At 36.1% G+C, this 17,617-nt stretch carries 17 protein-coding genes; 13 read left to right on the top strand and 4 right to left on the bottom strand.

The genetic code is table 11. From position 1 onward, the window contains the following. The 11 genes from H7A25_23205 (at position 1) to H7A25_23155 (ending at position 11,657) form a co-directional block, all read left to right on the top strand. Complete coding sequence (locus H7A25_23205; protein ID MCP5502827.1) at positions 1 to 1,326, top strand: MiaB/RimO family radical SAM methylthiotransferase; 1,326 nt, start codon at positions 1 to 3, stop codon at positions 1,324 to 1,326. 1 nt (position 1,327) lies between these two features. Further along, complete coding sequence (gene pgsA, locus H7A25_23200; protein ID MCP5502826.1) at positions 1,328 to 2,062, top strand: CDP-diacylglycerol--glycerol-3-phosphate 3-phosphatidyltransferase; 735 nt, start codon at positions 1,328 to 1,330, stop codon at positions 2,060 to 2,062. 2 nt (positions 2,063 to 2,064) lie between these two features. After that, positions 2,065 to 3,072: an anthranilate phosphoribosyltransferase gene (trpD, locus tag H7A25_23195; GenBank protein ID MCP5502825.1), complete on the top strand. Its 1,008-nt coding sequence runs from the start codon at positions 2,065 to 2,067 to the stop codon at positions 3,070 to 3,072. Positions 3,073 to 3,106: 34 nt separating this feature from the next. Further along, positions 3,107 to 3,430, top strand: coding sequence for a preprotein translocase subunit YajC (gene yajC, locus H7A25_23190; GenBank protein MCP5502824.1), 324 nt, complete (start codon positions 3,107 to 3,109; stop codon positions 3,428 to 3,430). A 6-nt stretch (positions 3,431 to 3,436) separates the two neighbouring features. Next, on the top strand, positions 3,437 to 3,991 hold the full coding sequence (locus H7A25_23185; protein ID MCP5502823.1) for a hypothetical protein: 555 nt from the start codon (positions 3,437 to 3,439) through the stop codon (positions 3,989 to 3,991). A gap of 25 nt (positions 3,992 to 4,016) precedes the next feature. Then, on the top strand, positions 4,017 to 5,954 hold the full coding sequence (gene secD / locus H7A25_23180) for a protein translocase subunit SecD (protein ID MCP5502822.1): 1,938 nt from the start codon (positions 4,017 to 4,019) through the stop codon (positions 5,952 to 5,954). Beyond that, on the top strand, positions 5,947 to 7,026 hold the full coding sequence (gene secF, locus H7A25_23175) for a protein translocase subunit SecF (GenBank protein MCP5502821.1): 1,080 nt from the start codon (positions 5,947 to 5,949) through the stop codon (positions 7,024 to 7,026). Before secD ends, secF begins: the two co-directional genes overlap by 8 nt. A 4-nt stretch (positions 7,027 to 7,030) precedes the next feature. Beyond that, positions 7,031 to 8,287: a bifunctional diaminohydroxyphosphoribosylaminopyrimidine deaminase/5-amino-6-(5-phosphoribosylamino)uracil reductase gene (locus H7A25_23170; protein MCP5502820.1), complete on the top strand. Its 1,257-nt coding sequence runs from the start codon at positions 7,031 to 7,033 to the stop codon at positions 8,285 to 8,287. Positions 8,288 to 8,477: 190 nt separating this feature from the next. After that, positions 8,478 to 9,983: an Eco57I restriction-modification methylase domain-containing protein gene (locus tag H7A25_23165; protein MCP5502819.1), complete on the top strand. Its 1,506-nt coding sequence runs from the start codon at positions 8,478 to 8,480 to the stop codon at positions 9,981 to 9,983. After that, positions 9,983 to 10,939: a restriction endonuclease gene (locus H7A25_23160; protein ID MCP5502818.1), complete on the top strand. Its 957-nt coding sequence runs from the start codon at positions 9,983 to 9,985 to the stop codon at positions 10,937 to 10,939. Before H7A25_23165 ends, H7A25_23160 begins: the two co-directional genes overlap by 1 nt. A 121-nt stretch (positions 10,940 to 11,060) precedes the next feature. Continuing rightward, on the top strand, positions 11,061 to 11,657 hold the full coding sequence (locus tag H7A25_23155) for a riboflavin synthase (GenBank protein MCP5502817.1): 597 nt from the start codon (positions 11,061 to 11,063) through the stop codon (positions 11,655 to 11,657). Positions 11,658 to 11,659: 2 nt separating this feature from the next. Here the strand turns inward: H7A25_23155 and H7A25_23150 are convergent, their stop codons facing one another. Next, complete coding sequence (locus tag H7A25_23150; protein ID MCP5502816.1) at positions 11,660 to 12,037, bottom strand: STAS domain-containing protein; 378 nt, start codon at positions 12,035 to 12,037, stop codon at positions 11,660 to 11,662. Positions 12,038 to 12,236: 199 nt separating this feature from the next. Between H7A25_23150 and H7A25_23145 the strand changes: the two genes are divergently transcribed. Then, positions 12,237 to 12,686, top strand: a complete 450-nt coding sequence (locus H7A25_23145) for a hypothetical protein (GenBank protein MCP5502815.1) — start codon at positions 12,237 to 12,239, stop codon at positions 12,684 to 12,686. Here H7A25_23145 and H7A25_23140 read toward each other — a convergent pair. After that, complete coding sequence (locus tag H7A25_23140; GenBank protein MCP5502814.1) at positions 12,672 to 13,238, bottom strand: hypothetical protein; 567 nt, start codon at positions 13,236 to 13,238, stop codon at positions 12,672 to 12,674. The two genes, H7A25_23145 and H7A25_23140, sit on opposite strands and share 15 nt — an antisense overlap. Before the next feature lie 151 nt (positions 13,239 to 13,389). Between H7A25_23140 and H7A25_23135 the strand changes: the two genes are divergently transcribed. Further along, positions 13,390 to 14,076: a hypothetical protein gene (locus H7A25_23135; protein ID MCP5502813.1), complete on the top strand. Its 687-nt coding sequence runs from the start codon at positions 13,390 to 13,392 to the stop codon at positions 14,074 to 14,076. A gap of 14 nt (positions 14,077 to 14,090) precedes the next feature. Here the strand turns inward: H7A25_23135 and H7A25_23130 are convergent, their stop codons facing one another. Together H7A25_23130 and H7A25_23125 are read right to left on the bottom strand one after the other, a co-directional pair. Beyond that, the gene (locus tag H7A25_23130) at positions 14,091 to 16,637 is read right to left on the bottom strand and encodes a Crp/Fnr family transcriptional regulator (protein ID MCP5502812.1); all 2,547 of its coding nucleotides are present in this window, start codon (positions 16,635 to 16,637) and stop codon (positions 14,091 to 14,093) included. Between the two features lie 229 nt (positions 16,638 to 16,866). Beyond that, positions 16,867 to 17,601: a Uma2 family endonuclease gene (locus tag H7A25_23125; GenBank protein ID MCP5502811.1), complete on the bottom strand. Its 735-nt coding sequence runs from the start codon at positions 17,599 to 17,601 to the stop codon at positions 16,867 to 16,869. Between the last annotated feature and the right edge of the window lie 16 nt (positions 17,602 to 17,617).

Below are 17,617 nucleotides of genomic sequence, written 5' to 3'. Positions count from 1 at the left end.
TTGTCTTCAAATTTAAAAACAAAAGAAAAGTCCTTTTATATTACAACACTCGGTTGTCCTAAAAATGTGGCTGATTCAAGGAGTATGGGAACTTCTTTATTAACAGGAGGGCTTTTAAAAGCAGATTCTCCTGACGAAAGCAAGTTCCATATTATTAATACCTGTACTTTTATACAAACAGCTACAGAAGAAACTATTGAAACTATCTTAGATGCTGCTAAAATAACAAAGCAAAATGGACAGAAATTAATTGTTGTGGGTTGTTTTGCTGAAAGATATCCGGGAGCTATAGAAAAAGATATACCTGAAGTAGACTTTTTTTTCGGTACCGGAAAATATGATAAAGCATTTGAATTAATAAAAGAAAAATTTCCGGAAGAGTTTATCCTGGAACCAAACTCTGATTTATTAAGAAGAGAAATTTTGTATGAAATAAAAGGGAAACCTTATTCTTATATAAAGCTTTCAGATGGTTGTAACCGGGCCTGTCATTTCTGTATAATTCCGAACTTGAGGGGAGAATACCGTGATGAAAAAGAAGAGGAAATTTTAAAACAAGTGAAACTTGCCTGTGAAAATGGATCAAAGGAGATTTGTTTAGTCTCCCAGGATTCTGTTTTTTACGGAAAAGATACTGATAAGTTAATAAGCTTACTTCATACTATATCCGGGATAGAAGGTTTGGAAATTCTGCGCTTATTATATTTATATCCGGATAAAAAAACCTATCGCTTGCTGGATGTTTTTAAAGAGAATCCTAAAATTGCTCCCTATTTTGAATCTCCTGTACAGCATGTTTCTGAGAGCGTTTTAAAGAACATGAATCGTACCGGTTCTTATTCTTTCTTTAAAGAGCTATTTACAAAAGCAAGAGAAGTTCCAGGCATGGAAGTTCGAACTTCTTTTATTCTCGGTTATCCCGGAGAAACAGCAAAAGATGTGGATTTATTACTGCGTTTTGTTGAAGAAATAAAGCCGGAAAAACTGGCCCTCTTTGCTTTTTCTCCTCAAGAAGATACGAAAGCTTTTAAATTGAAATCTACGGTTTCAAAAAAGGAAGCGGCCAGAAGAATTAACCTTGTAAGAGAAGTGTATCATCAGGTGCTAAAGGATATACATTTATCTCGAATGGGGAAAGAATATCCCTGTATCGTAGAAGAAAAAGAAAATGATTCACTTATAGTAAGACGTTTTCAAGATGCACCGGAAATTGATGAGATCGTTCATATAGATGAATTTAGTGGAGATATTAAAATTGGTGATATCGGAAAGGTACGTATAGACTCTTTTCTTGAATATGATATGACCGGTACCTGGATAAATTGACATGGATAGAAATATAATAAATTTCCCAAATTTCTTAACGGTCATGAGGATTATCCTGGTGCCATTCTTTATTTATTTTTTATTTTTAGAGAATACCTTTTATAAGGTAATGGCCTTTGCTATCTTTTTGTTAGCTTCTATAACAGATCTTATAGATGGTTATCTTGCCAGGAAATGGAAACAGGAAACAGAATTTGGAAAGTTTTTAGATCCGCTGGCTGATAAGATTCTGGTAATCGGAGCTTTTGTTACATTTATCCTGCTGGATGAACAGATTGAAACCTGGATGGTTTTACTCATCATTTTAAGGGATATGTTGATAACTTCTCTTCGTTATATCGGCATCAAGCAGAATAAATCAATTCGTACTACTCGTATGGGAAAGATAAAAACAACCTTTCAAATGGGGGCAATTTTACTTATCCTTTTATTTTTTATGGTTGTTCGCACCGGAAAAACTAAGGAAATTAATAATATTTTTGCTGAAGGTCGGATTCAAGGAAAAAGTGGTTTCCAAATAGCTAATGAAAACTATACTCGCTTTGCAAGGGGAGAAATTGTTATTTCCCAAAACCAAAAATATTTAGAAGGACTTGCTACTTTTTTACCTTATTATGTAATGTTAGCAACAACGATAATCACAGTTCTTTCCGGGATTCGTTATTTATACTCAAATCGAGAATTATTAAGCTCAGAGTCCTTGAGAGCTATTTTAAAAAATACAAAGAAGGTTTAATTATGAATCTACAGGAATTATTATTTAAGACAATTGATTCTGAACCCTTATCTGAGAATGAAACATATTACCTTTTATCTGAGGTTATGAAAGGAGAGGTTTCGGAAATTTTTCTTTCAGCCTGGTTGACTTCTATGAGAATGAAGGAAGAAACCCGAGATGAACTTCTGGGGGCTGTGCGGGCTATGTTGGAATATGCCCAAAAGCCTGCCAGGAAATTCTCCTTTGAATTTATTGATACCTGTGGAACCGGTGGAGACGGTAAAAATTCGGTGAATGTGTCTACTCTCTCTGCAATTATATTAGCTTCTATGGGAATAAAGGTTGCCAAGCATGGAAATCGTTCGGTATCCTCTCTTTGTGGTTCCAGCGATCTATTGCAGGCTCTCGGATTTGATATTAATGCTGTCCCGGAAGTAATCGAACAAAATCTCGAAAGAAATGGATTTACCTTTTTATTTGCACCCAATTGGCATCCAGCCATGAAACATGCAGTGAATGTAAGAAAAACACTTGGCTTTAGAACCATTTTTAATCTTCTGGGCCCCTTATCTAATCCATTTCGACCCAGTTATCAGGTTGTAGGTGTTTTTTCCAGAGATGTTCTGTCAAATGTGGCGTATGTGCTGGAAAAAATAGGCTTAAAGGGTGGAATCGTTTGTCACTCGGAGGATGGATATGATGAGTTTTCTCTCTTTGCTCCCACCGAATATATTTTATTTAAAAATGGGCAGAAAATTCATAATTACTTTGAACCCCAGGAATTGGGACAAAAGTATACAAATCCGGATGATGTAGTTTGTAATACAAAAGAACAATCGATTGAATTAGCTCGTATGATTTTAAGGGGAGAAGAGCATACTGCCAGCCACAAGGTAGCCTTAAATGCCGGTGTATCCCTTTATCTCCTGGATAAGGTAAATTCCATTAAGGAAGGTTATAAGGTAGCTCTCGGACATTTACTTTCCGGTAAGCCCATGCAATACTTTCAATCTATTATAAATAAATGATTGAAAAAAAGAAGCTTATAAAAAGGATATTAATATGTATTTAGCTTTCCAATTCGCTATATTACTGGCCGAGCAGGCACAGAAAGGGCAGGGAGGATCGATTTTTTCATCCCTTGTTATCATCCCTATCATGATGGTATTTATGTATTTCCTTGTAATTCTTCCCAATCGAAAAGAAGAAAAGAAGAAGAAGGAAATGATTGATAGTCTGGCAAAAGGGGATCAGGTTGTGACTATGAGTGGAATTCACGGGAAAGTCGTAGAATTTCGCGATAATAATGAAAGTATCGTCCTGAATATCGCAAAAGATACAAACGTAGTTTTTAGCACCAGTTCAATTGTAAAAAAGAAGCAATAAAACTCTATGAACTTCTGGAAGTTCCTCCCTCTTATTACGATTCTTGTTTTTTTCTCATTTTCTAATTTTGAACTTCGTTCTGAGGATCTCGATTTCTTGGATAAGGTGATGGAAAAAAAACCATCGGCTAAAAAAAAGAAGAAGTCGAGTAAGGAAGGAGAAGTTCGTAAAAAGAAAAAGAAGAAGCCTATTGAGGTTGAAGAACCGACAGAAGTAGTGGATGAGCCTGAATCTCAAGCATCGGAAAATAATGGTTGGATTCGGGAAGATATTCAAATGAATGAGAAGTTTATTCCGGGATATGGTAAGGTTTATCAAAACTTACCGGATGAAGGTACTCCCGGAAAGGAAACCACGAATCCTGATAAAATAGAAAAAAAAGAAGAACCTACCACGAAAGAGCCAAAGAATCGGGATTCTGTTTCTACCTGGGATACTATTCTTTCCTATAAAAAATATTTTCTCGTATTTGGAATTATTTTACTTTTTGCCGTTTACCGGTGGAAGTTTGCTAAAAATAAAGGAAATTCTCCTGGAACTATCCGGAGATATAAAAACTAATCACTAAACAAAAAGGAGCGTCGATTTGAAATCGCCATTTTGGATATTCTTGCCAGTTGTGGTGTTATTGGCATCGCTACTCGTTCTCTACCCGAATTTTGCGGAAAGAGAGTTGGAACTGGTTATTCATCCGGATTTTAAAAATACACCGGCAGAAGAGCAGAAAAGTTTACTGGATCGCTTCAAAAAAAGATGGGATACTGATTACAACTCAGGAAAGGTATTAAAGATAACCCCGGCTATCGGAGATACAATACCGGAAACCGGGAAATTTACTGTAGTTGGTCGCTTCCTTACAACTGCATTTATTAATAAAATTTCTCAAGAAAATATTAAGCTTTTTTTAGAATCTAAAAATATTCTCAAACCCCTTGCTGTAGAGAATTTACTCAAGGATGGGAAATCACTTTCAGTAAAGTTGGGACTGGACCTTCAGGGAGGAATGCGGGTTGTCCTGAAAGGAAATTTCGATGGTTATGTTTCGAAGTTAAAAGATATATATTCTAAAGAAATAGAAACTTTGAAAAAAACAATCAATGATCCCAAGGCTTCGAAAGAAGAAAAAAATAAAGCCAAAGACAGATTGGAACTTATTGAGGAAGGTTTTGTTTTATCTCCAGAAAGGAAAATTAACGAGCTGGAAAAAGCGAAACTTATCATAGAAAACCGTCTTACAAACCAGAACCTGACTGAACCTCAGGTGCGTATTCAAAAAGAACAGGAAGCGGTGGAAGTATCTTTACCCGGAGTTGCCAACTCAAAACAGATTCTGGAAATATTACAAAGTACTGAAACTGTTGAATACAGACTTGAAGAACCAAAACCAAATTCTTCTACCAGTTTCGTATCGAAGATTCATCAGGAAGAGTCAAAACTTTTGGACGCCGGAAAGCGGGAAGAGACTGAAATTGTTCAATTTCAGAAGCTAGTTAAAAACCGTGTGGGTAAAGAAGCTTTACAGAATTATTTGGAAAGGATGGAAGATAAATACCAGATCCCAAAAGATAAATATCGTCTCTTTACTTATTGGGCAAGGGGGAGTCGTAAGGATTCTGAATTGCTTCCGAGAAGATTTATAGTTTTAGAAAGAGCGATTGCATTGAGCGGTAATGATCTTACCGAGGCAAGACCCTATTATAATTCCAATTCTTATGCCTACTCCGTATCTTTTAGTTTAACACCGGAGGGTGCAGATAAATTTTTTAAACTCACTTCCAATAATAGGGGAAGGAATCTTGCGATTGTCTGGGGAAACAAAGTTGTTTCTGATCCTTCCATTAATGATCCGATTGCCGGAGGACATGCTGAAATTACCGGGAGTTTTAACCAGGAAGAGGCAACAAGACTTTCAAACGTGATTAGTGAAGGGGCATTACCCATAGAATTAACTGTATTAGAAATTCGCTTTATTGGACCTACACTCGGGATTGAATCTATCGTTGTGGGTATTAAATCGGTGGCTATCGGTTTTATCTTAGTAATGTTGTATATGTTTCTTTATTATAAGCTGGCAGGAATTGTTGCTGATATCGCACTATTAGCTAACTTGATTATTCTGATGGCTCTTTTAACTCTCATGGACTTTACCATGACTCTTCCGGGTTTTGCCGGTGTGATTTTAACTGTTGGTATGGCGGTGGATGCTAACGTGATTATCTATGAGAGGATTAAAGAAGAAATATTGGATGGCAAGAGCCTTTCTTCTGCTGTGACTCTCGGGTTCCAAAACGCATTCTGGACAATTTTTGATGCAAACATAACTACTTTGATTGCAGGTATTTTGATGATACGCCTGGGAAATGGTCCAATTAAAGGTTTTGCCATTACATTATGTTGGGGGATTATTACTTCTATGTTTACCTCTCTCCTTTTCAGTAGGATTATGATGGAAGCCCTTGTAAATAAACTGGGAATTAAAAAGCTATCAATTGGTTTTAAAAACTCGGAGGTAAAGAATGTTTGATTTTTCTAAATATAAATATGCATCTTTAATTTTTTCCGGGGTTTTAGCCCTGGTCTTTTTATTGGTTACATTTATTGTTTTTGGTGGTTTTGCCCACTCTCTTGATTTCGATGGGGGTTTGAGAACAACTATAAATTTTCCTTCTTCAACGAAAAAAGAATCAGTAGAAGTTTTTTTTAAGAAACAGGGTATCGAGGCTCTTGTTATACAACTAAACGAAGATTTGGCTAAATCCAGGATAAATTATCAAATTGATATAGGTCTGGACGCGCTTCAGAAGATTCGTAATTATAACAAGGAAAATGTTTCTCAAGCTATAGTACCGGAGAAAAAAGAAGAGCCGGCGAATAAGGATAAGGTTCCTGTTGATAAAACAAAAACTCCTCAACAAGAAAAGCCTATAGAAGTAAAAGAGGAGCCAAAGCCTGTGAAACCCAGAGCTGATGTAGATGAGTTTATCATAATGCTTAAGCATGGTTTTCAATTAGAAGAAGAGCAAATATTAAGCGCTGACCAGGTAGGGGCTATTGTTGGGGGAGAGTTAACTTCAACCGGTATATCTCTTTTAGTCTGGACTGTGGTAATCATGACTCTTTATTTGAGCTTTCGCTTCCAATTTAAATTTGCTTTAGGTGCCTCTCTGGCAGTGATTCATGATTTGATTCTTTCTCTGGCTTTTATTGGTGCTTTCCAGATTAAACCCAGTGTGCCGATCATTGCAGCTCTTTTAACCATCATGGGTTATTCCATTAACGATACCATTGTAATTTTCGATAGGATAAGAGAGAATACTTCAGAGAAAATCAAATATTCCTTTTCACACCTGATTAATATATCTATTAACCAGACTTTATCGAGAACCATCAATACTTCTATGGCAACTTTAGTTTCTGTTTTAGCTCTGGTTATCGGTCAGGCCAGTGAATTATTAGATTTTGCTTATGTAATTATTTTTGGTATATTTATCGGAACCTATTCTTCTATTTTTATAGCAGCCCCGGTAGTTGAAATTTATTCAAACTATCAGGAGAAACGTAAAAATGCAACTCCGGTAGTGAAAGCCAGCACTTAAGCAGATGTATCTTGAGAGAATAGGGGAGCAACGATACCAAAAAGTATTAAATCTTCTCTCTTCTCTTTCTTTCGAGGCTATGGGGTATTCTTCTCCCAATCCTCCCGTAGCCTGTGTTCTAACCGACCCGGATGGCAAAATTCTTTCCTATGGGAATACTCAGCAGGATGGTAAAGATCACGCGGAGAGAGTGGCTTATAAATCCTTAAAGGGGGATTGGAAAAACAGACACATAGTTTTTGTTACTCTTGAACCCTGTTCTCATACCGGAAGAACTCCTCCCTGCCTTGATTTGGTTTTAGAAAATGAAGCTCTTGCCTTATACTACGGCGTAAGTGATCCTAATCCTGAAGTTCGAAAGAGGGATGGTTTGCAAGAATGTAGTCTGAAAGGAATTTATACAGAAAGCCTTTATGAAATTCGTCAAATAGCCCTTGCATTTCTCAAAGGTTTTCTTTCTCGAATTGAAACCGGAAAGCCCTATTGTTTTTTTAAAGCTGCCGTATCAAAAGAAGGATATTATGTTTCTCTTCCCAAAAAGCAGGAAGCTATTTCTTCACCTGAATCTTTTGCTCTCAGTTCTTTATTGCGTTCCAAAGTCGATGCGGTGCTTGTTGGGCCGGGAACGGTATCCTGTGATATTCCGGGACTTAATTATAGAAAACCAGATTTTTATGAGATAGATGATGTAAGTCCGCGTTTTTTTCGAGAAGAGCACGAGCCACCGACGGGTCACCTGCAACAAAACATATTTTACCGGGAATTACTGGCCTGTTTGAAAAATAAGGATTCTCGAGAAAGAAGAGAAGAAGAAAATTACCAGCCGTATCGGGTCTTTTTTTTGCCGAAAGATAGTAGATGTATAGAACCCCTTCTAAATAAGCAGGAAAATATAAACTTTCTATATTCTTCAAAAAAAGCTATATTTATATTGCCAAAAGATTCTAATATATCCCGGACTCAAAAAGAAAGGATGCAAATTCTCAGTAACTTTGACTTATGGGAATATTCAAAAGATACGTTAGAAAATACTATCTATGAGCTTGGAATAAAATTGAAATGGAATACAGTTTTATTAGAGGGTGGAAATTTTCTTTACAGTTTATTTGCTTCCTGCAAAGGTAGAGGAGAGTTTATTCAGATTCAATCTCAGGCAAAAGAAATTGAGCAGGGTTTAAAACCTGTGATTCCTTTTCATGGATTAGTTCGAAAAAATACAATTACTTTAAAGCAGGATACCTGGAGTATCTATACAATATGAGTCTTCATTTTTTTTTAGGTAAGCAGGTTGAACTATCGGTAGTTCGCTTACGAAGAGTTATGCTAAAAATTACACAAACTTTATTGATGGAATAGGAGTATGCAAATTTTTTATTTTATAAATAGAACATAAAAGCAGATAGATATCTTGTTGACTAACTTAGATTAAAAGAAAAAATTATAATAATCTTATGAACGCCCTTTTGAAAACTGATAAATTACGAACACGAGTCAATAATGAGCTCGATGAAAATCAAAGGATTGAATTAGGGCAATTTATGACTTCCACGAATATTGCATCCTTTATGGCATCATTATTTCCTTCCATAGAAAATAATAAAATAAGGTTATTGGATCCTGGAGCAGGTATTGGAAGTTTAAGTATTTCTTTTATTAATAAATTTATAAAGTTGAAAGGTAATTTGAAAATAGACCTTACAACTTATGAAATTGATCCAATAATGATAAAATATTTAAAGAAAAATCTCTCAGAATATCAAGAAGAGGCTATCTTAAATAATTGTTCTTTATCTTGGAGCAACATTGAAGAAGATTTTATAAATAATGCATCGGCAATGTTACTATCCAAGGAAAGTTTATGGAGTGAAGGAGTGAAAACATTTACCCATTGTATAATTAATCCTCCATATAAAAAAATATCAAGTTCATCTCGTCATAGAAAGCTATTGAGATTGCTGGGAATCGAAACTGTAAATATGTATTCAGCTTTCATTGCATTGTCTATTCTTCTTTTAGAAGACAAAGGTTACTTAGTTGCAATAATACCTAGAAGTTTTTGCAATGGTCCATATTATCGCCCTTTTAGAGAGTTTATTTTAAATAACACCGCAATTAAGAAAATTCATTTATTTAAGTCAAGAAGCAAAGCCTTTAAGGATGATAATGTTTTACAGGAAAATATTATCTTAGCTTTACAAAAAAATGGAATTCAAAGTGATGTTGAGGTTTCAATATCAACAGATGACTCTTTCAATGATATTAATAATTCTACATATCCATTTCAAAATATAGTAAAAAAATATGATAAGGAACGTTTCATTCACATTCCAACTTCAAAAAAAGATATTTCAAACTTACCAGATGTATTTAATAATTCCCTTTCAGATATTGGAGTAAATATTTCTACTGGCCCAGTAGTAGATTATAGAATAAAAGATAATTTAATACAAATGCCCAGAGAAGGAACTGTTCCTCTTTTGTATCCCTGCCATTTCAAAAATAATATCTTTATTTGGCCTATTGAAGATGGAAAAAAACCAAATGCTATTATTAATAATTCTGAAACAAAAAAATGGCTATACCCAAATGGTTTTTATACTGTAGTAAGACGCTTCTCAACAAAAGAAGAGAAACGCCGAATAGTTGCAAATATTGTTGATCCAAACAAACTCGGAAATTCAGATAAAATTGGTCTGGAGAACCACTTGAATGTTTTTCATAATAATAAAAAGCCATTAACTGAAAATATGGCAAGGGGCTTAGCTGTTTACCTCAATTCAAGTTTAGTTGATAATTATTTTCGTCAATTTAGTGGTCACACTCAGGTGAATGCAACAGACTTAAAATTAATTACATATCCAAGTAAACATGTTCTTGTAAAACTTGGGGAATGGGCTATTTCCCAAATAAACATATCTCAAGAAATTATCGACAGAAAAATAGGAAGTATCCTATAATGAAACACAATAGTCCTCAAGTATATATTGACGATGCTTTAGAGATACTAAAATTATTGGGAATGCCTCGTGCACAACAGAATGAACGATCTGCACTTTGCTTATTAGCTTTATTGAATTTAACCCCCGGCAAGAAGTGGAATCAATCTGAAAATCCATTAATAGGTATTACTCCTATCATGGATTGGGTGAAAGAGCATTATAAAAAAGAATATGCCCCGAATACACGGGAAACATTCCGTCGCCAAAGCATGCATCAATTTGTCGATGCAGGTATTGCTCTTTATAATCCTGACAATCAGAGCCGTCCAGTAAACAGTCCTAAAGCAGTTTACCAGATTGAAGATAATGTATTAGTATTATTAAAATCTTTTAGAACAAAAAAGTGGAAAACAAACCTTAAAATTTACCTTTCAAAGCAAGAAACATTAGCTGAACGATATGCAAAGGAGCGTGAGCAAAGTAAAATAGCTATTAAAATTGCTCAGGGAAAAAGAATTACTCTTAGTCCAGGAAAACATAGTGAATTAATTCGAAGTATTATTGAGGAATTTGCTCCCCGCTTTGTTCCTGGAGGTATTTTAATATATGCGGGAGATACAGGAGATAAGTGGGGATATTTCAATAAGTCATTATTAACTAAACTTGGCGTAATCGTTGACTCTCACGGAAAAATGCCAGATGTAGTTTTATACTGCAAAAAAAGAAACTGGCTGCTCTTAATTGAATCTGTTACCAGTCATGGACCGGTTGATGGTAAACGGCATGTAGAATTAACTCAATTGTTTTCAAAGTCAAAAGCTGGACTTGTATATGTAACAGCTTTTCCTAACCGATCCATAATGGGGCGTTATCTTACTGAAATAGCATGGGAAACTGAGGTTTGGGTTGCAGATGCACCTTCTCATCTCATCCATTTTAATGGTGAAAGATTTTTAGGTCCATATATAGAATGAAATACAGTGCAATTCTTCGCATAAAAGAGCGTATGAAAAATTTCCGCCAAGATATGAAGCTGCGGAAAATTCTCATGACGCTCGGGACGTTCGAGGATATACTATACAATATGAGGTCAGTATGTTTACAGGAATAATTGAAACAACCGGAAAAATAAGAACGATTGAAGATACGGGAGAAGGAAAAGTTCTTACTGTGGAAATTAACTTCCCGGAAATGGATTCCAAACCCGGAGATTCCATTGCTATCAATGGAGTTTGCCTGACTGTAACAAAAATTCAGGAGGAAAAGCTATACTCTTTTTATGCGTCTTATAAGACTCTGGAACTGACGAACCTTGGAAAACTGGGTGTTGATAATCTTGTGAATACAGAACGAGCAGTGAAAGCGTCTCAGCGTCTCGGAGGTCACATTGTTCAGGGACATGTGGATGGGATTGGTAAAGTCATTAGAAAAGAAATTCGGGATGGGGGAAAGGTTTATTGTTTTATTATAGAATGTTCGGAGGAGCTGGCCCGGTATTTCATTGAAAGAGGCAGTATTGCAGTGGATGGAATTTCTTTAACAATTGTATCCTGCGAGAAAAGCAAATTTGAACTTGTGTTAATTCCGGAAACTATAGAAAAGACAAATGCAAAAAATTGGATGGAAGATTATACAGTAAATCTCGAAACGGACATTCTTGCCCGTTATGTAGAGAAGCTTATGAAACCCTAAATTTAATTCTTATTTAAAAGTTCATCAATGTCGGAATCATCATCACTATGATATTTCGCTTGAAAATCTTTATTGCTCATGATCTGGAAAAACAAATCCAGCTTGGCTAATTTAAAGACGTTATGAATCATTGGTTTTAAACCAAAAAGAATCAGATTACCTTTCGCATTTTTGGTAGCGTTGAGAGATTTGATTAGAGAACCTATTCCGGAAGAATCTATATAATCAAGATGATTCATGTCAATTGCCAGAGAAGGACTCTTTTTATTTGAAAGCTGGGACTGAAATAAGTTTTCGAAGTCTTCAACGCATTCTATGTCAAATTTACCATGAACCTCGATAATCTGTATTTCCTCCAGAACTTTGAGTTTTAACTCCATAATACCTTACCTTTTAGCCTATTTCCTGATTACTCTTTGCATATTAGAAAACTTGGAATGAAAAATGTAAAGTAAATTTATTTGTATTATGAGCTTTTTTAGATCTTATATTTTTCATTCTGAAACTTAGCTCTGTTTTTCACTTCTATTAAGATATAATATCTTTTATCCGAAAAATAGAGTAAGGCGAGAGTGAGTTTTGAATTCTTTAAAATCAGCTAAAGCTTTATTTTTGCAGGGAAAACTGGATCAAGCAGAGTTTTTATTCCTGAAGAATCTCGAAATAGAAGAGGAGGCAGAAACTTTTTTATTTCTGGGTATGATTCAAGTTCAGAAGAAGGATTATGAATCTGCCTATCATTTTCTAATAAAGTGCATCGAAAAAAATCCGGATGATGGAAACGCCTGTAATGAATTGGGAGTAGTATGCCTTCGGGAAGGCAAAGAAAAGGAAGCTGTATACTGGTTGAAGCGAGCTGTTCTTTCTTTGAAAAATGATGCAAGGCACGTCTCTTTATACAACCTCGCTATTTTGTATAAAATCTGGAACCGACCGGAACGCTCTTTACAGTATATTCACAGGGCCCTAACTCTCGAACCGGATTTCAGGGACGCTCTATTGTTAAGAGAAGAATTACTTTCTATCTGAAGAGTTTTCTCCTGAAAGCCCGGGGAGACTATTTTCTTTCAGATTCTGTGAATAGGCCTGTGGAACTTTTACATCAAACGTAAATGGAAAATTTTGTATAGGATAAACATTTTCTTTATATTTTAACTCAATTTCCTCTCCCTTTTCTTCTAAAAATCCGGACAAAAACGTAGAGGTGTTTCTATCGAATCTATACTTTAAAAACTTTTCCTTTTTCTTCTGACAAAATAATTCCCCTTTTTCATCCAGGAATAAGTTCAGCTCATCCAAAGAAAACTGAGTACCATTGTCCGCTTCAAAATACAAACCCTGAGAGGTATTTGCATAGTTATGTATATAAAAAGGATAATGTTTACAGGTTAGATAGCCAATTTCTGTGAAGTTTCCATACCGGTTCAGGATATAAATGCCTTCTTCATCCTCCTGCATGTTCTGTTTAAAAAAATTCAGGACTTTATCCTGCTTTATTTCATTATTACGAAAGATCCATTTGCCGGTTTCGTTTATGATTATTTCACTATTGAAGCGTCTTGGAGCCGGTTTATTATCCATAATTCCAGAGACTCGAATTCTTCAATTTTTGAAAAGAGAAAAAAAGATTTTGTTTTTAGTAAATAATTTAATTATTTTTATGAATTATTCTTGAAATGATTTACGCTTTACTATTCAATACTTAGAATTAATTCTCGAAAGTAGAGAGCAAATGGAAGAATCAGAATTCAACAGGAAAAACCGCGAAAACATACTCCGAATCGGCTTTTGCACCCTGGATGAAATAGAAGAAAAAGTAAAGGCTTTTCGGATTATGAACCAGAATGCTGCTAAAAAACGTTATCTTATCACCAGGGAATCTATACGTGATAGCTCCGGAAAAATGGTTATTCCGAAAGCAGCTGAAATCGATATCTCGGCCGCTAAACTTCTCAGAAGAAACTTTAAAGGTGATACTATTTTTAAAACTTTTCAACCGGATGAAGGTATCGTAATCATATCAGACATGGCTTCGATGGAAGGAGTTTCTCTTACCATGGATATTGTTACCCAGATTATGAATCTGGGTGGAGGAGCCTATGAGGGATTCATTGATAGGGTAGATAGTTTTACCGATTTCATACAGCATTTAAAAAAAGCCCTGTTTCCCAAATTAATTATTATAGGGTATATTCCCAGGGAAAGAATTCAAAATGAATTAATTAATTTTGTAAGAGTGAAGAGGATAGATAGTTATCTCAGGGTTCTTGAGGTAAATCACAGTATTCAGAAGCCCCAGGGCTATTTTCCCAAAATTAAGCAGGTTTCCATTTCTCAGGATGATCCTAAAAGCTGGGGAAGATTTGTTCTGGAAATTATAAGAGAGTATACAAGGCCATACCTGATTGAACAAATATAGCCCTGTTTTTGGGCTTATACTTTGTAGTAATCCAGGTTATCCTGTAGTTTTTTAGGAAGTCCACCCGGGAGATTCTGGTATTTTCTATACCGAGTCTCTTTTTCTTTGAACTCACGGTTTCTCACATTGATGAAGCGGTTGTGAACATCTAAGAATGCCGGCATTTTACAGACCCTCTCTCTAACATCGTTGGTAAATGGTATATGTCTGTAGAACATGTTCCTGACGATTTTATTGAGTTTCTGGATACCTTCGGATTCTGATTTAATCCAGTGGCCATAGTCGTTAATAAAACGGTCTTTATGGCTTCTGAACCTGCGGAATTCTTCGGTGATTTTCTCTTTGAGTTCAATGGAAAGGTCTTTATTCTTCTTATAGAATTCAGCGTAGTCATTGTAGGCCGAGGTAATAGAAGGGGTTCCTGGGTCTATCCAATCTACACCGAGGATTTCTTTGGTCAATTCCCAGCGGAAACCACCGATGGCATCGGTTAACATCGAAGCCAGATCCTGGGTAATAAAACGAGGAATAATAATTCTTCCTTTACTTTCCTTAGAACCGGCACCTCTATAAGTTGAAAGTACCTGCCACATCATGATTTTTTCACCGATAGAAGGGACAAAAATGAAATCGGGTAGGACTTCTGTTTGAACTAATTCATTTCGAATTCCCAGATCGGGTTCGTTATAGATAACTTCACGGTAAAAAGCTGTATAGTCAATGGCCATGATAGCCTTGAGTGTATCGATCAGCATTTTGGAATCAACTATACATTTTTCCAGGGGATAGATAATGTGATACTTGGTGAGGATAGGTAAATGAGAAGCCGGCGAACCTGTGGTTAACCTGACATTCGAGATATACATAGAATTGATTTCATATTTTAATCTGGCTTCCCCATTATCAACATCCGGTGGGAGATCGGATTCCTTTTTATACTGAGAATTTCGATTGTCGGCTTTCACCTTATCAAAGAAAGTCTGTCCCAGTTCATCAAGAGAGGTAGTGAATTCTTTTCTGTAAATTTTCTCTAACCAGTCTGTTCCGTCAAAGGTCATTACCAGATTATCCCTATAGGTATCTTTTTTCTCTACCTGTTGGTGAAGAAAAATAAGCTGTTCATCCTCCAGAAGGGTTTCATCGAAATAACCAAATTTTAGCATCATTTCAATGGGTCTTGGAACTTTTTTATTACTCTGAAGGTATTTGAGAAAGGATTTTTCATAAGCTTCCCAATACGTTTTGGTAAGATTTCTTCGTATCTTCCTGGCATCCGGATCCGGATCGAGTGGGTTCTTTAGAGATTTCATTTTCAATACAAGAGAAGAATACTCTTTTACCCTTTCGATTTCTATGCCTGCATAGTTCAGGATCTTGCTCGCTGAATTTTCCAATTCTTTTTTAATGGCTGCTGCATCCAGACCTATAGTGATATTAGAACGATTACTTCCTGTCCCGGCGGTAGTGCTGCTCGGTGATTCTCCACTCTTCAGCTCTTTAGAGAGTTTTGCGGAAAGTTCCTGGAAAGTAATCAAATTGGGAGAGGCATTTTTAAACTCGGAAACAAACAGGGATTTATATGTTTGCAAGAAATTATTAATCGAGCCAGAAATGGTTTCAGTCAGAGGAAGGAAGTCTTCTCTGGGAACTTCACTGATTCCACTATTCAGAAGGTCGAGGCTCATGTAGTATTTTTCAATGAGCGAGTCTGAACCACCCAGAAGCATGTCCATGTCGGAATCGAATTCTTTGATACAATCCTCAAGCTCTCGAATTGCATTCAGGTTTAAATCAGAGAGTTTTTCGCAGATATAGATCAAGATATTAATGTCAGCCGTATAGACCTGAGCAAGAGTTTCCGGTTTTAGGGCTATAATTCGCCTTAAAAATTGGAATTCCTGATTGGTTAGTTCCGGACGATTGTTGTATTCCTTGTTTAAGAATCCGGAATGATTCTGGGTTAAGAATTTAGGAGTGACTTTTTCCGGTATTTTGCCACCATTTGTAAGGTAAGCTTTCAGGTTTTCTCTGACCAGTTTCATCCCTTTATCCGGGAATCCCGGGTCGTCATTTATCATTTCCGGGTTATCCGGGTTTATATCCGGGAAGGTTGTCCGATTTAAGAAATAGTAGGAGATTCCAAGATTGTCATTCAGGGTTTTTATATTAACAATATTTTCTTTTAACAGAGTGTATTTTTTAGCAAATTCTCCGATTTCATTAAAAAGAGTTCGCGAAACCATGTTACCTATGGCTAACTTATTTGAAATTGTTTTGCGGATAGAATCAGAATCTACATTATAGGTTGAAATAATGGAATTTCTGGAGGTTTTAATTGTATAGAGATAGGATTCCTCTGCAAAAAGGCTGACGATTCCGGGCGTCAGGTTTTTACCGGAAAGCTCAACTATCGGGAAATTCTTCCCATTTATCTTTTTCTCCAGTAAAACTGCACCTTCATGGAGGATATTAAGACTACTAACTTTTGTTCCTTCCTTGAAGAGAATTTCCCCGGTAGGAACGGACACTTTCTGATTTACTTTGCTGGTATCTATTGCCATAGTTGGAAATACAATAAAATGTATATAAAATAATGCAAAGTCAATTTTTTTTTAAATCCTCGAAAAAGTGAAAGTTTATTGCCGGAACTACTTTCTCAGACAGCTGTGATTTTTGAGTAAGGTCCTAAAGCCGAAGGCATAGTAGGACTTCGGAGTATACTCCGGACATAGCGGGATTATATTTCAGACATAGCAGGACTATACTTCAGAAATAGTAGAACTATACTCCTTAAAAACCCCTTGCTTCTTCTAAAATAGTAGCAAAGTCAATGTGTAATTCAGGAAGTTTGGAGTGGGTAAAGACTGTAGAAAACCCGAAAGTTTTGTAGCCGGTAATACCTTTTTCAAATAAATAGTATTTCTCGCGGTGGGGGCAGACAACAAGACCAATTTCGGTGCCGGCGGCCATCCAGTCATTAGCCATTTTACGTAAATCCTGTTTAAGGCTTTTCTTATTCGAAACGACTTCTATGCAGAAGAAAGGGAATCCGAGGCGGTAGTCTAAAGTTTTCTCTTTGAAGACTTCATTGAGGTGAAAGGCAATATCGGGCATACGGTGAATTTTCTTGCCGTTGACAAGCATATCATGACCGGACTGGGCATCAAAAACTTTGCCGAGTTTCTTTTTTCGGTTCCAGATACCAATGGTAATAAGAATGGCTGCTGTAAATGCACTGATTAAACCCAGAGTTCCCATATTAATGATGATGGCCTCCTCATCCATTTCGAGCCGCAGGTTAGAATTCAGCTCAGAGATTGTAAACATTTCCTGTTCTTTCATTTTGAAAGGCAGGTGTAAGGGAAAGAAATCCATACCGGAGAAATGTAGTTCTTTTTCCTCGATGAATAGAGTATTCTGAGCTAATTGCAGAGAAATCCCCGGGTTCAGAGGAATCAGGGTATCTAATAACTCGGCACGTTTCAAAAAAGTTTCAGGTAATTCAAGAGCAATAGATGTCTGCATGGTAGGAAGAAAGTAG

The sequence above is a fragment of the Leptospiraceae bacterium genome, from assembly GCA_024233835.1.
Taxonomy (GTDB): domain Bacteria; phylum Spirochaetota; class Leptospiria; order Leptospirales; family Leptospiraceae; genus JACKPC01.
Note: the sequence above shows the minus strand (reverse complement) of the source record. Positions and strands in the feature narration are given on the sequence as shown.

What these genes read in the sequence shown, in the direction of transcription:
- H7A25_23185 (MCP5502823.1), top strand. Translation starts at nt 3,437, where the DNA reads ATGAACTTCTGGAAGTTCCTCCCTCTTATTACGATTCTTGTTTTTTTC.
- H7A25_23135 (MCP5502813.1), top strand. Translation starts at nt 13,390, where the DNA reads ATGGAAGAATCAGAATTCAACAGGAAAAACCGCGAAAACATACTCCGA.
- yajC (MCP5502824.1), top strand. Translation starts at nt 3,107, where the DNA reads ATGTATTTAGCTTTCCAATTCGCTATATTACTGGCCGAGCAGGCACAG.
- H7A25_23160 (MCP5502818.1), top strand. Translation starts at nt 9,983, where the DNA reads ATGAAACACAATAGTCCTCAAGTATATATTGACGATGCTTTAGAGATA.
- H7A25_23165 (MCP5502819.1), top strand. Translation starts at nt 8,478, where the DNA reads ATGAACGCCCTTTTGAAAACTGATAAATTACGAACACGAGTCAATAAT.
- H7A25_23170 (MCP5502820.1), top strand. Translation starts at nt 7,031, where the DNA reads ATGTATCTTGAGAGAATAGGGGAGCAACGATACCAAAAAGTATTAAAT.
- H7A25_23150 (MCP5502816.1), bottom strand. Translation starts at nt 12,037, where the DNA reads ATGGAGTTAAAACTCAAAGTTCTGGAGGAAATACAGATTATCGAGGTT.
- H7A25_23130 (MCP5502812.1), bottom strand. Translation starts at nt 16,637, where the DNA reads ATGGCAATAGATACCAGCAAAGTAAATCAGAAAGTGTCCGTTCCTACC.
- pgsA (MCP5502826.1), top strand. Translation starts at nt 1,328, where the DNA reads ATGGATAGAAATATAATAAATTTCCCAAATTTCTTAACGGTCATGAGG.
- H7A25_23155 (MCP5502817.1), top strand. Translation starts at nt 11,061, where the DNA reads ATGTTTACAGGAATAATTGAAACAACCGGAAAAATAAGAACGATTGAA.
- H7A25_23140 (MCP5502814.1), bottom strand. Translation starts at nt 13,238, where the DNA reads ATGGATAATAAACCGGCTCCAAGACGCTTCAATAGTGAAATAATCATA.
- trpD (MCP5502825.1), top strand. Translation starts at nt 2,065, where the DNA reads ATGAATCTACAGGAATTATTATTTAAGACAATTGATTCTGAACCCTTA.
- H7A25_23125 (MCP5502811.1), bottom strand. Translation starts at nt 17,601, where the DNA reads ATGCAGACATCTATTGCTCTTGAATTACCTGAAACTTTTTTGAAACGT.
- secF (MCP5502821.1), top strand. Translation starts at nt 5,947, where the DNA reads ATGTTTGATTTTTCTAAATATAAATATGCATCTTTAATTTTTTCCGGG.